This window comes from Allobosea sp. 10L417, from assembly GCF_056395485.1.
On sequence record NZ_JBFTJP010000006.1, the window covers coordinates 227,011 to 238,974 of the forward strand.

The following is an 11,964-nucleotide window of genomic DNA, read 5'->3' on the forward strand; positions in this document are numbered from 1 at the left end:
ATCCTCCGTCAGCCGGCGGCGCCGAGCGCCGCGACCGCATCCTGCGCGATCTTGGCGATCGCCGCATCCGCCGCAGCCCGTTTCTGTAGATCGGCGCCGAAATCCGCACTGGCACGGCGCGCCGGCTCGGGCAACTGTCCCCACAGTGCCGCAGCCTTCGGCATGTCGCCGGCCGCAATGGCGGCATCGAGCCGGATCGGCAATGTCGCCGGATCGTTCGAGCCGTTATCGCCGACCGGGCGGACCGTGACGATCCGGCTGGCGAGGCCGAGGAGTTTGTCCGACCAGCTGCCGGATTGCGGCGTGACCTCGCGCTGGAACATCACACCATGCTTGCGGAAGCCCGTAAGCAGGGCCTGTTGTGTCGGCGCACCTGAAGAAGCGACGGCGGCTAGAGCCGTCAGATCGGCTTGCGCGACGCCGCTCTTCGCCAGCGCCGCGACGTCGCCGACGAAAGGACGTCCGCCGGCGAGCGCACGCTGCACCCGCTCGGCCAAGACGACCCGCGCCGCGGCGGTCGCTTCGGGGCCGATCGCGGCCGCGCTCTTCGCCTGCGCCTCGACCGCGCCGACGCGACCCGTGATCTGGTCGAGTCGCTGCCCGAGCGCCGCTGTCGCCGCCTCTGCCCGCTGGGCCTGGGCCGCGAAGGCGCTCGTATCGGGCGCAGATGCGTTGCCGAGGGCCCCCAGCTTGCCGGCGAGCGCTTGCATCTCCGAGCCCGCTTTCGTCACCGCGTCCGACGCGGCGGTCGCCTTGCGGTCGGCCAGCGCGATGCTGGTCTGCACGGCATCGATCCGGTTGCGCAGCTCGGCGATCTGCTCGCCGGTCGCCGCCGGGCTGACCCGATTCAGCGCCAGGAACACGCCGCCCGCTCCGATGATTCCGCCGACAAGCCCGGCTGCGATCAAGTGCAGCCAGGGCGTTCCCGCCGGCGGCTGGCGCTCGCCGGCATCTCGCTGCGGCTCGACGGGCGGCGGCCTGAATTCCTGCGGCAGCGCCTCCGTCGGCGCAATCGCTTCCGGGGGATGGGCGTCTGCATGAGCGGTATCAGGCGCTGCTGCAGGCGCTTCCTCCTCGGCCTTGAGCTCGATGGTCGGCGGGGTGCGTTTGAGGCTGCCGTGCGGCTCCGGCCGGGCGGGGTCGGATGCGCCGGCCCGCGCGGAAACCTGTTCCAGCGCGGCAAGCATCCCCGCCTCCTCCGGGTGCTCGGCGACAAGCACCGTGCTGGCACCCGCCGCGATCAGCGGTGCCGCAACATCAGCCGACATGACGACATGGGTGAGCTCGAGCGCCGCGTCCGAGACACCGGCGGCCTGTGCCAGTGCGATGAAGGTGCGGGCCCCGCGCGCCGAATAGTGGAGAGCCGCATCGCCCGGCTGACCATGCCGGAGCGCGGCTTGCGTATCCTCGGGCAGGACGGTGACGGGCTCGGCCGCATAGGCGGTCCAGAGCGTCACCGCGTAGCCGGCTTCCTTGAGCCGGTCCGGCACATCCTCCTTGCGATCGCGCCCGACGATCATCAGCAGCTTCGCTGGAGCCGGAAGCGTCCGCTTGATCAATTCGATCAGGTCGTCGCGGTCGCCATCGGCACTGCGCGCATCGTCGAGTCCGGCTTCGCGGACCCTGGCCGCCGTTCGCGCACCGACGGTGAAGACCGGCAGGTCACGCCAGCCGGCCGGCCCTTCGGTGAGTGCCGGGATGGCGTTGCCGCTCGTCAGCACGATCGCGTCGAACGCAGCCTCCGGTGCTGCTCCGGGCAGCCGCACTACGTCGAAGAGCGGCGCGAGCACAGGCTCGAAACCATGATCGGCAATGGCGCGCGCGGTCCGTTCGGCATCGGGGCGGGGACGGAAGACGAAAACGCGCATTCACAGCTCCTGACAAGAAGGGCAACGACCACCGGACGATGCGCAAACGATGCAGCGAACCGCGTTCGATCCGCATTGAGGCGGAACAATGATGCCGTGCATGCCGTCTCCGTTTTTGTCTCTGCAGCAAAGGTCGTGGCCCACGCCCCTTGGCCTTGCACCGTACCGCGCACTATACGAAGGAATGGCCGGCGAGGAACTGCCGGACATGACCCCTCGTCCCGTTCTTCCGTTCCGTGAGGTTAATCGAACGATCATGCGTGTCCTTGGGATCGAGACGACCTGCGACGAAACAGCGGCCGCGATCGTCTCCGTCGAGCGCTCGGGCGAGAGCAAGATCCTGTCGAACGAGGTGCTGAGCCAGATCGCCGCCCATGCGGCCTATGGCGGCGTCGTCCCGGAGATCGCGGCGCGCGCCCATGTCGAGGCGATCGACCGCATCATCGCGCGCGCCTTCGCGACGGCAGGCATGAAACCCGGTGAGATCGACGCCGTTGCGGCGGCGGCCGGTCCCGGCCTGGTCGGCGGTGTCATGGTGGGCTTGACCGCCGGCAAGGCGATCGCGCTCGCGACCGGCAAGCCCTTCATCGCGATCAACCATCTCGAGGCGCATGCGCTGACCGCCCGCCTCACCGACAACCTCGCCTTCCCCTATCTCCTTCTGCTGGTTTCCGGCGGCCACACCCAGTTGCTGGCGGTGCGCGGCGTCGGCGACTATCTCAAGCTCGGCGGAACCATCGACGACGCGGTCGGCGAGGCTTTCGACAAGATCGCCAAGATGCTGGCCCTGCCCTACCCCGGAGGCCCCTCGGTCGAGCGCGAGGCGTGGAAAGGCGACCCCGAGCGCTTCGATTTCCCCCGCCCGATGCAAGGCCGCGCCAATCCGGATTTCTCGCTCTCCGGCCTCAAGACCGCCGTGCGCCTCGTCGCCGAGCGGATCGCACCGCTTTCCGACAATGACGTCGCTGATCTCTGCGCCTCCTTCCAGGCTGCCATCGTCGACGTCATGGTGGACCGCACCCGTGCCGGGCTGCGCGCCTGCCGCGAGGCAGGCATCACGCCCTCGACGCTCGTCGTCGCCGGCGGCGTCGCAGCCAATCAGGCGATCCGTAGCGGGCTGACGCGCCTCGCCACCGAAGCCGGCCTGCCGATGGTCGCCCCACCGCAGGCGCTCTGCGGCGACAATGGCGCGATGATCGCATGGGCCGGGCTCGAGCGTCTCCGCCTCGGCCTCGTCGACGACATGACGGTTGCCGCCCGCCCGCGCTGGCCGCTCGACGAGCTCTCGGCCAAGCCTACGACCGCCGCATGAAACGCGCAGCGGCCTACGCGACCATCGGCGTCGTCGGCGCCGGTTCCTACGGCGCGGCGCTGGCGCTCGCCGCAGCCCGCGCCGGGGGCAAGGTCCGGCTTTGGGCGCGCGACCCGGAGACCGTCGCGGCCATCGAGCGCAGCGGCCAGGCGCCGCGCCTGCCCGATGTCGTGCTGCCCGAAACGATTCGCGCCACGGCCTCTCTCGACGACCTCGCGGATTGCAGCGCGCTGATCATCGCCGTACCGACCCAGAATTTGCGTTCGGCCTGCCAGAATCTGGCTGGGCATCTGCCGGCGGGCGTGCCGATCGTCTCCGCCGCCAAGGGCATCGAGCAGACGAGCGGCCTGTTTCCGACTGAGATCATCGAGAGCGTGCTACCCGGCGCCCGCACCGCGATCCTGTCTGGCCCGAGCTTTGCCGCCGATATCGGGCGCGGCCTGCCGACGGCGGTGACGCTCGCGGCGGCAGAACCGGAGCTGGCGCAGGCGCTGGCCGAGGCGCTCAGCTCGCCAGCCTTCCGCATCTATCACTCCGGCGATCCGCTCGGCGTCGAGATCGGCGGCGCTGCCAAGAACGTGCTCGCCATCGCCGCCGGCATCACCATCGGCCTCGGCTACGGCGAGAGCGCGCGCGCGGCGCTGGTCGCGCGCGGCTTCGCGGAACTGCGTCGCTTCGGCGAGGCCTATGGCGGCGAAGCGGAAACCCTGATGGGGCTGTCGGGCCTCGGCGACGTCGTGTTGAGCTGCGCCTCCCCGCAATCGCGCAATTTCGCCTATGGTCTGGCGCTCGGGCAGGGTCGCAGCCCGGCCGAGGCGGCAGGCGGCAAGCTCGCCGAAGGCGCCTTCACCGCCCCGATTCTGGTCGAAATGGCGCGCTCCCGGAGCATCGAGACGCCGATCGCCGAGGCCGTCGCCGAGATCATCGCCGGGCGCATCGGCGTGCGGGAGGCCGTGGCCGCCCTGCTCGCCCGCCCGATTCGGGCGGAACGATAGGGAGAGGGACATGGCAAACGACTGGTCCGACCTCACCAAGCGCGTCGCGCGCGGCATCGCCGAAGTCCGCAAGACCACGGGCTCGGAGCTCGTCGCCGAAGGCCAGCCCGTGCCGCTGGCCGGGCGGATCGCCGGCCCGGTGCTCCAGCATCGCCGGCGCAAGGCCGAGGGCACGCATCGCTTCGTGCTGATCCTGCCCTTCGGCGAGGGCGAGGTCCGGATCGAGCTCGACCCCAAGGATTACGCCGCACTGACGCGCGAGATGGTGCGGTTCTGGAATGAACAGGGCGAGGCGGCGTCGCAGCCGCCGGTGCCGCACAAGGAGGACGAGGCCTGATGGCTCACTGGCTGATCAAATCCGAACCCTCGGTCTGGTCCTGGGACGACCAGGTCAAGGCCGGCGTCAAAGGCACGCCTTGGGACGGAGTGAAAAATCATACCGCCAAACTCAACCTGATGGCGATGAAGAAGGGCGATCAGGTCTTCTTCTATCACTCCAACGAGGGGCTCGAGGTCGTCGGCATCGTCGAGGTCATCAGGGAAGCCTATCCCTGGGAAGACGCCGGGCCGCCCTGGGTGCTCGTCGATTTCAAGGCGGTGAAGCCGCTGCCGAAGCCCGTTTCGCTCGCAGCGGTCAAGGCCGAGCCGAAGCTCGCCAAGATGTCGCTCGTCACCTCCTTCCGCCTCTCGGTCCAGCCGGTGACGGACGAGGAATGGGCCATCGTCTGCAAGATGGGCGGCCTCTGACCGCTCAGCCGCGATAATATCCGGCGAAGGGCGGATAGGTCGCCAGGGCCCGTGGCCTGTAGGGCAGCTTCTCATCGAGGATCGGCACCGCCTGCGCCTGCAGGCGCGTCTCGACGGCCGGCGCCATCCGTGCCGGTTGCGGCTGGAACCCGTGCAGCACGAAACTTTCCCGCGTGCCCTCGCTCCAGGGCAGCCACGATGTCTTGCGCTCGTCATGCTGCAGGCCGAGCGCATCCGGTCTGAGCTCCGCGACCAACCCCGGCTCGACCATGAGCGGAGGCATGGCCGCCCGCGCTTCCGCGATCATCCAGCCGAGCGTCAGGTCCGACAGCCCCATCTGCAGGCCATAACCGCCGCCGATGTCGGTATGGACGCCGGCGAACCAGACCTGCCTGATTTGTCCCGGCGGCGCCTGCGTCTCGTCCCAGAGCTCGGGCGCGAAGACCTGCCGGTTCTCGTCGATGGCGAGCGCCTGGCGGCCATGGGCGACCCGCCGGTTGAGGATCGCGTCGTGGAATTTGTGGCGCCCCGGCAGGCTCCCGATAGCCGGCAGGCCGAGCGCGCGCACCGTATCCCAGACGCCGACGAAGAAGGGGGGCGCCGGCTGGGTAGCATGGCGTTGCCGGAACGCCGCCGCGGCCTCGATCCGCGCTGCGCGGTCGCGGATCATGTAGACATCCTTCACCGCGCTGGCCGCAAGCGCCCGCACCTCGCGCGCCTGAATCGCGTCGGTGAAACCGTCCCAGCGCAGGACATTGATAAAGCCGCCCGGCACGCCGCAGAGCGCAAGCACCCCGCCGAGGCTGCGCACCGTGTAGGCGCCGCGGCTGAAGCCGAACAGGAAGATGCGGTCGCCCCGCCTGTAGGCGCAGAGCAACGCGGCGTAGCAGTCGATGATGTTGTCGGTGATGCCGTAGCCGGTTGCCTGGGCGAGGAGGTCCTTGAAGCGCCGAAACGGCCCGCGAATCTCGCCCTCGTCGGGGTTGGAGCCAAGGCCGGGGTCGTAGAAGCAGATCTGGCGGGCGGGATCGACCTCCCGCGTCGCCATGAACAGGCGATAGATGCTCGTCCAGTTGATCGGGTTCGCGCCTCCGGCCTGCCCCGTCCCATCCGAGAAGATGCAGACATTGCGCGCCATGGAGCCCCTCCTGCCCCCGCACCCTACCATGTGATGAGACGCTCCGGGGACAATTTGGCCCGGAACCATGCTTCCAGCGCCTGCCCCTGCCACGAAAGTGCGACGCACAATGGGTTGCCGCGCCGCGCTCGCATCCTATGATGCGCGGAATTCAAAGGAAGCGATGTCCCCGACAGCTCGCGAGAGCCGAGGGACCAACGCAACACAGACGGCCTAAGTCTGGGGAGACACCCGAATGTCCGAGACGATCTACGACGTGCCCGCCGGCTGGTCCGAGAAGGCCTGGGTCGACAACGCTCGCTATCAGGAGATGTATGCGGCCTCGGTCGCGGATCCCGAGAAATTCTGGGGCGAGCACGGCAAGCGGATCAACTGGTTCAAGCCCTACACCAAGGTCAAGAACACCAGCTACGAGCCGGGCAAGGTCTCGATCAAATGGTTCGAGGACGGCACCACCAATGTCGCCCATAACTGCGTCGACCGGCACCTCGCCACGCGCGCCGACCAGACCGCGATCATCTGGGAAGGCGACAACCCTGCCGAGTCGAAGACGATCACCTACGGCCAGCTCMATGCCGAGGTCTGCAAGTTCGCGAACGTGCTCAAGGCACATGGCGTTGCGAAGGGAGACCGCGTCACCATCTACCTGCCGATGATCCCCGAGGCGGCCTATGCCATGCTCGCCTGCGCGCGCATCGGCGCTGTCCATTCGGTGGTSTTCGGCGGCTTCTCGCCCGATTCGCTGGCGAGCCGCATCGAGGATTCCGATTCCAAGATCGTCATTACTGCCGATGAAGGCCTGCGCGGCGGCCGCTCGGTCCCGCTCAAGAAGAACGTGGACCTCGCCGACGACAAGGTGAAGGGCGGCATCGGCACCGTCATCGTCGTCAAGCGCACCGGCGGCAATGTCGCGATGAAGGACGGCCGCGACGTCTGGTATCACGACGAAGCCGCCAAGGTTTCCGGCGATTGCCCGGCGGCCGAGATGAATGCGGAGGACCCGCTCTTCCTGCTCTACACCTCGGGCTCGACCGGCAAGCCGAAGGGCGTTCTGCACACCACGGCCGGCTATCTGGTCTACGCAGCGATCACCCACCAATACGTCTTCGACTACCATGACGGCGACGTCTACTGGTGCACCGCCGACGTCGGCTGGGTGACCGGCCACAGCTACATCCTCTATGGCCCGCTCGCGAATGGCGCGACGACGCTGATGTTCGAGGGCATCCCGACCTATCCGTCGATCTCCCGCTTCTGGGAGGTGATCGACAAGCACAAGGTCAACACCTTCTACACCGCGCCGACCGCGATCCGCTCGCTCATGGGCGCAGGCGAGGAGCCGGTGAAGAAGACCAGCCGCGCCTCGCTGCGCCTGCTCGGCTCGGTCGGTGAGCCGATCAATCCGGAAGCCTGGGAGTGGTATCACCGTGTCGTCGGCGAGCGCCGCTGCCCGATCGTCGACACCTGGTGGCAGACCGAGACCGGCGGCATCCTGATCACGCCGCTGCCGGGCGCCACCAAGCTCAAGCCCGGCTCGGCCACCCGGCCCTTCTTCGGCGTCAAGCCCGAGATCGTCGATGCTGCCGGCCAAGTGCAGGAAGGTGCTTGCGAGGGCAACCTCGTCATCGCCGACAGCTGGCCGGGCCAGATGCGCACGGTCTATGGCGACCATCAGCGCTTCATGGATACCTATTTCGCGACCTACGCGAACAAGTATTTCACCGGCGACGGCTGCCGGCGCGACGCCGACGGCTATTACTGGATCACCGGCCGCGTCGACGACGTCATCAACGTCTCCGGCCATCGCATGGGCACGGCGGAGGTCGAATCGGCGCTGGTCGCTCACCCGTCGGTCTCGGAAGCTGCGGTCGTCGGCTATCCGCACGACATCAAGGGCCAGGGCATCTATGCCTATGTCACCCTGATGGCCGGCGAACAGCCCAGCGACACGCTGCGCAAGGAACTCGTCGCCTATGTCCGCAACGAGATCGGCCCGATCGCCTCGCCGGACCTGATCCAGTTCGCGCCCGGCCTGCCCAAGACCCGCTCCGGCAAGATCATGCGCCGCATCCTGCGCAAGATCGCCGAGGACGAGTTCGGCGCGCTCGGCGACACCTCGACGCTGGCCGACCCGGCCGTCGTCGACGACCTCATCGAGAACCGCCAGAACAAGCGCAAGGCGGGCTGATGCCCTTGGTGGCGGCGCTCAATGGGCAGCCGCCACCACTTCGATCTCGACCTTGAATTCCGGCCGGGTGAAGCCCGAGACGATCATCAGAGTCGAAGCCGGCGGCGGCGCACCGACATGGCCGTCGCGCGATTCCATATAGCCCTTCATGTAGGCGCGGTCGGTGACATAGGCATTGACCCGCACGATGTCGGCGAGCGTCATCCCGGCCTCGGCCAGAATCGCTGCGATATTGGCAAAGCACAGGTCGGCCTGCGCCCGGACATCCTCGGGCACGCTCCCATCGGCGGCGATCCCGAGCTGGCCGGAGCAGAAGACGAGCCGCTTGCCCACCGGCAATTCCATACCATGGCTGTAACGGGCGAAGGGCGGCGCAATCGCGGCGGGGTTGAGCGGCTTCATATCGCGAGGTCTCCGGGAATCGCCCGGACTATGCCTGCCCACATCTGTTGGAACCAGAGCATCTGTCACGGGTTCGCATCGCGCCCGGCCTGCGCTAGATCATGCTCATGCCGCGTTCATTGCGTTCCTGTGTTAATGACGCAAAGTTCGGCTGACCGAGATCGGAACCCGCGCCGCATGACGACGACGAAGATTGCCACGCCTGCCGCCCTCGCCCGCGCGGCCGCCCTTCTGCCTCTGCTGGTTCTGACCGCCTGCGCAGGTTCTCAACGCTTCACCGGCCCGGTGATGAATTCGCCATCCTACGGTCAGCCGGTGCTGCCTTCCGCGCCTCCGGTCAGCTCGGCACCGATCACGTCGGAGCCGCTGCCGCCGCCCCCCGGCTCTCCGATGGCCTCCGCTCCCCCGTCGGCAGGCGGTGGCCTGCCCGCGCCGCAGGACCCGTTCTTCAATCCCGGCGCCGGCGCGCCGCAGGGCCAGCCGCTGCCGCCAGGCGGCCAGCCCTTGCCGCCGACAGGCCAGCCGGAGCAGTCGCCCGGCCTGCGCGGCAGCAGCAACCAGGTCGCAGGGCTCGGCTCAAGCGCCACCGCGCCGCGCGCGGCCGGAAGCCGCGACGGCATGGTCGGCGGCTGGACGGCACGGGAGGCGACCGGCGGCTCCTGCCGGATTCAGCTGTCAAGCACGCCGACGCTCGATCTCTATCGCGCCAGCTCGTCGGGCTGCGCGAATAGGGATCTCCAGAAGATCACGGCGTGGGACTATCGCGACGGCGAGGTCTATCTCTACCAGCAGGGTGGCACCGTTGCGGCCCGTCTGCGCGGCGGCCCCAGCTCGCTCGATGGGGCAGTGACCAAGTCCGGTGCGGGGCTGTCGCTCAGCCGGTAATCCGCGGCCCCGCATCTGGATCGCGGGCGGAAGGATGCCAATCCGCCCTCGCCGCATTCGACCGACAAGGAATTAGGGTCTGAGCGCGCGTGCAAGCAGGGTCGTCGGCCAGAAATTCTTCTGGATCGACAGGGCGAGCGTCGCAAAGCCGGTCGCATTGTCCAGCGCCTCGTCGAGAATGGTGAAGGGTGTCGGCCCTCCCGTCATGATCACGCCTTCCACATCGGCGTAGCCGCCGACGAGATCCGCTTCGAACTTGGCGGCGAGCCGGCGCATCGCCGCGTTGCCGGGCAGGCAGGTCATGTAGAGCGTGCGGATGCTGCGATTGCGCGCCGCGGTGATCAATCGGTGAAAAAGGTCCGAGCCGATACCGCGGCGGCGCCAGCCGCTCTCGACGCTGAAAGCCGCCTCGCCGGTCTGCGCGACGATGTCGTCGAGACCGCGCAGCTCGGCCGCACCGCGCACGATCCCGTCTTCGACATAGGCATAGACCAGTCCGCCCACGCCGAAGGTCGTCGCCGCGTAGTTCTCGAGAAAGGCATCATTGACCGCGGTGCCGAACCGCTGATGGCGTGTCACGGGATCGAGCCGTAGCAGATGCTCCCGCAACAGATCGCGTTCCGTCGGCCAAAGCCGCCGGATCATGCCGGTGCCGGCCTTCACGCCGGCGAGTTTCGAACGAGCCAATTATCATCTCCTGAACAGCGCGAAGCGCGCACTGCCGACCAGGAGCGTATCTTCCCTAAAGCGTTCTCCAGATTGTGCGGGATTCGGGCGAATGCAAGGCGCCGACCTGCGGCATTTTTGCCGGGTCTGACCAAGATTTAAGCCTGAAACGCAAAACATCATGCAGAAAAGACATGATGACCGGCTCTCCACAGCCTGGGGATGCCACGAAAAAAAGCACTACAACCGCGGATATCGTCGTGCGATAATTTCGCACGTACCCCGATGACGGCGCGTCCGGCATGAGCTAAGTTGCGTGCTCCCGGTCACTCATACTTGAAGCTCCATGTTCGATCGTCGCAAGCCTCCTGCTGCCCAGCCTTTCGTCACGCACGAAAATATCGAAGCCAAGGTTAAGTGGTTCGACCCCGAGAAGGGGTTCGGTTTCGCATCGCCCTCCGATGGTTCGGGCGATGTCTTCCTGCACGTCTCGGCGATCGGCCCGCTCGATCAGCAGGACCTGCTGCCCGGCGCCACCATCGTCGCCGATCTCGGCGAGGGACGCCGCGGTCTCCAGGTCGTTGCGATCCACGAGATCGATGCCTCCACCGCGACCCAGACCGCGCCGGCTCCGCGCGCCTTCTCGCCGCGCCCGCCGCGCGATGATTTCGGTGGCGGCTACGGCGATCGGGATCGGGGCGGATTCGGCGGCGATCGTGATCGCGGCTTCGGCGGCGGCGACCGCGGTGGCTTCGGTGGCGGCGGCTTCGGCGGCGGCGATCGCGGCCCTCGCGGCGGCGGCTTCCAGGACCGCGACAGCGGCCCGGTCGAAGGCCCCTTCGACGGCGCCGTGAAGTTCTTCAACTCGGATCGTGGCTTCGGCTTCATCGCCCCCGACAAGGGCGGCCCGGACGTGTTCCTGCATGTCTCGTCGCTGAGCCGCAGCGGCCTCCAGCCGCCGGTCGACGGGCAGCGCGTGCGCTTCTCGATCCGCGCCGGCCGCAAGGGCCCGGAAGCTGCGAACGTCAGCTTCATCTGACCCGAATCGGATCGCTCCAAACGTCAAAGGCCCGCCGATGGCGGGCCTTTTCTTTTTCTCGCTTGAGCAGCAGCCAAACGGCAGCATAGACCGGGAAACGCGCCAAAGGCGCGCTCCCCGCGCCATTCTCAATGGTCGTGATCGCCTTCGAGACCGCCGATGTGCTTCTGGGTGTAGAGTTCGAGGCCGACGCGCTCAATCAGGTCGAGCTGCGTTTCGAGGAAGTCGATATGGCCCTCCTCATCCTTCATCAGCGCCTTGAACAGGTCTTCGGACGGGTAGTCGCCGACGTCACGGCAATACTTCGCCGCTTCCTGATAGAGCGCGCGCGCCTCGACCTCGGCCTTGAGATCGCACTCGATGACTTCTTTGACGTTCTCGCCGATGCGCAGTTGGTCGAGCGTCTGCAGGTTCGGGAATCCTTCGAGGAAGAGGATACGGTCGACGAAACGGTCGGCATGGACCATCTCCTCGATCGATTCCTTCTTCCAGGTCTTGGCCATCTCCTTCAGCCCCCAATTGTCGAGCATCCGGTAATGCAGCCAGTACTGGTTGATGGCTGTGAGCTCCGAGCGCAGCCCCTTGTTGAGATATTCGATGACCTTCTTATCGCCCTTCATGGCGGAGCCCCTCAATCAATTACATTAGAATGATACTAATGTAGACAGGGTAGCCTCAGAAGGGAAGAGGGAAAACCGTCTTCGCTGCGCGCCCGATGCGAGCG

12 protein-coding genes are annotated in these 11,964 nt (G+C 67.4%); 7 read left to right on the forward strand and 5 right to left on the reverse strand.

Annotated features, from left to right (window positions below):
- Positions 1-8: 8 nt before the first annotated feature.
- The gene (locus AC1DE3_RS16890; protein WP_476780452.1) at positions 9-1,868 is read right to left on the reverse strand and encodes a uroporphyrinogen-III synthase; all 1,860 of its coding nucleotides are present in this window, start codon (positions 1,866-1,868) and stop codon (positions 9-11) included.
- A 256-nt stretch (positions 1,869-2,124) separates the two neighbouring features.
- Here AC1DE3_RS16890 and tsaD point away from each other — a divergent pair, with 256 nt between their 5' ends.
- From tsaD to AC1DE3_RS16910, 4 genes are read left to right on the forward strand one after another with little or no spacing between them, the layout of a single operon-like run.
- Positions 2,125-3,180: a tRNA (adenosine(37)-N6)-threonylcarbamoyltransferase complex transferase subunit TsaD gene (gene tsaD, locus AC1DE3_RS16895; RefSeq protein ID WP_476852588.1), complete on the forward strand. Its 1,056-nt coding sequence runs from the start codon at positions 2,125-2,127 to the stop codon at positions 3,178-3,180.
- The gene (locus AC1DE3_RS16900) at positions 3,177-4,175 is read left to right on the forward strand and encodes an NAD(P)H-dependent glycerol-3-phosphate dehydrogenase (RefSeq protein WP_476780451.1); all 999 of its coding nucleotides are present in this window, start codon (positions 3,177-3,179) and stop codon (positions 4,173-4,175) included. The genes tsaD and AC1DE3_RS16900 overlap by 4 nt, the downstream gene beginning before the upstream one ends.
- A 10-nt stretch (positions 4,176-4,185) precedes the next feature.
- The gene (locus tag AC1DE3_RS16905) at positions 4,186-4,512 is read left to right on the forward strand and encodes a hypothetical protein (protein ID WP_476780450.1); all 327 of its coding nucleotides are present in this window, start codon (positions 4,186-4,188) and stop codon (positions 4,510-4,512) included.
- On the forward strand, positions 4,512-4,922 hold the full coding sequence (locus AC1DE3_RS16910; protein ID WP_476780449.1) for an EVE domain-containing protein: 411 nt from the start codon (positions 4,512-4,514) through the stop codon (positions 4,920-4,922). The genes AC1DE3_RS16905 and AC1DE3_RS16910 overlap by 1 nt, the downstream gene beginning before the upstream one ends.
- 4 nt (positions 4,923-4,926) lie before the next feature.
- On the opposite strand, the gene AC1DE3_RS16915 is transcribed toward AC1DE3_RS16910, so the two are convergent.
- Positions 4,927-6,060, reverse strand: a complete 1,134-nt coding sequence (locus AC1DE3_RS16915; protein WP_476852589.1) for a DUF2235 domain-containing protein — start codon at positions 6,058-6,060, stop codon at positions 4,927-4,929.
- 235 nt (positions 6,061-6,295) lie between these two features.
- Between AC1DE3_RS16915 and acs the strand changes: the two genes are divergently transcribed.
- The gene (gene acs, locus AC1DE3_RS16920) at positions 6,296-8,248 is read left to right on the forward strand and encodes an acetate--CoA ligase (protein ID WP_476852590.1); all 1,953 of its coding nucleotides are present in this window, start codon (positions 6,296-6,298) and stop codon (positions 8,246-8,248) included.
- A gap of 18 nt (positions 8,249-8,266) precedes the next feature.
- Here acs and AC1DE3_RS16925 read toward each other — a convergent pair whose 3' ends face one another.
- On the reverse strand, positions 8,267-8,650 hold the full coding sequence (locus AC1DE3_RS16925) for a RidA family protein (protein WP_476780446.1): 384 nt from the start codon (positions 8,648-8,650) through the stop codon (positions 8,267-8,269).
- A 177-nt stretch (positions 8,651-8,827) separates the two neighbouring features.
- Here AC1DE3_RS16925 and AC1DE3_RS16930 point away from each other — a divergent pair, with 177 nt between their 5' ends.
- Entirely contained in the window at positions 8,828-9,535 is a 708-nt protein-coding gene (locus tag AC1DE3_RS16930) for an AprI/Inh family metalloprotease inhibitor (protein ID WP_476780445.1), read from the forward strand.
- A gap of 72 nt (positions 9,536-9,607) precedes the next feature.
- Here the strand turns inward: AC1DE3_RS16930 and AC1DE3_RS16935 are convergent, their stop codons facing one another.
- A complete protein-coding gene (locus AC1DE3_RS16935) occupies positions 9,608-10,222 on the reverse strand; it encodes an N-acetyltransferase family protein (RefSeq protein ID WP_476780444.1) in 615 nt (204 codons plus the stop codon).
- A gap of 325 nt (positions 10,223-10,547) precedes the next feature.
- Here AC1DE3_RS16935 and AC1DE3_RS16940 point away from each other — a divergent pair, with 325 nt between their 5' ends.
- Positions 10,548-11,240 carry a cold-shock protein gene (locus AC1DE3_RS16940; RefSeq protein ID WP_441513953.1) on the forward strand — a complete coding sequence of 231 codons (693 nt, stop codon included), beginning with the start codon at positions 10,548-10,550 and terminating at the stop codon, positions 11,238-11,240.
- A 128-nt stretch (positions 11,241-11,368) separates the two neighbouring features.
- Here the strand turns inward: AC1DE3_RS16940 and bfr are convergent, their stop codons facing one another.
- Positions 11,369-11,860: a bacterioferritin gene (bfr, locus tag AC1DE3_RS16945; RefSeq protein ID WP_441513952.1), complete on the reverse strand. Its 492-nt coding sequence runs from the start codon at positions 11,858-11,860 to the stop codon at positions 11,369-11,371.
- Positions 11,861-11,964: the final 104 nt, after the last annotated feature.

Excerpts from the sequence above, each read along its gene's own strand:
- AC1DE3_RS16930 (WP_476780445.1), top strand. The coding sequence starts at position 8,828 with ATGACGACGACGAAGATTGCCACGCCTGCCGCCCTCGCCCGCGCGGCC.
- AC1DE3_RS16940 (WP_441513953.1), top strand. The coding sequence starts at position 10,548 with ATGTTCGATCGTCGCAAGCCTCCTGCTGCCCAGCCTTTCGTCACGCAC.
- AC1DE3_RS16900 (WP_476780451.1), top strand. The coding sequence starts at position 3,177 with ATGAAACGCGCAGCGGCCTACGCGACCATCGGCGTCGTCGGCGCCGGT.
- tsaD (WP_476852588.1), top strand. The coding sequence starts at position 2,125 with ATGCGTGTCCTTGGGATCGAGACGACCTGCGACGAAACAGCGGCCGCG.
- AC1DE3_RS16890 (WP_476780452.1), bottom strand. The coding sequence starts at position 1,868 with ATGCGCGTTTTCGTCTTCCGTCCCCGCCCCGATGCCGAACGGACCGCG.
- AC1DE3_RS16925 (WP_476780446.1), bottom strand. The coding sequence starts at position 8,650 with ATGAAGCCGCTCAACCCCGCCGCGATTGCGCCGCCCTTCGCCCGTTAC.
- bfr (WP_441513952.1), bottom strand. The coding sequence starts at position 11,860 with ATGAAGGGCGATAAGAAGGTCATCGAATATCTCAACAAGGGGCTGCGC.
- AC1DE3_RS16905 (WP_476780450.1), top strand. The coding sequence starts at position 4,186 with ATGGCAAACGACTGGTCCGACCTCACCAAGCGCGTCGCGCGCGGCATC.
- AC1DE3_RS16915 (WP_476852589.1), bottom strand. The coding sequence starts at position 6,060 with ATGGCGCGCAATGTCTGCATCTTCTCGGATGGGACGGGGCAGGCCGGA.
- AC1DE3_RS16910 (WP_476780449.1), top strand. The coding sequence starts at position 4,512 with ATGGCTCACTGGCTGATCAAATCCGAACCCTCGGTCTGGTCCTGGGAC.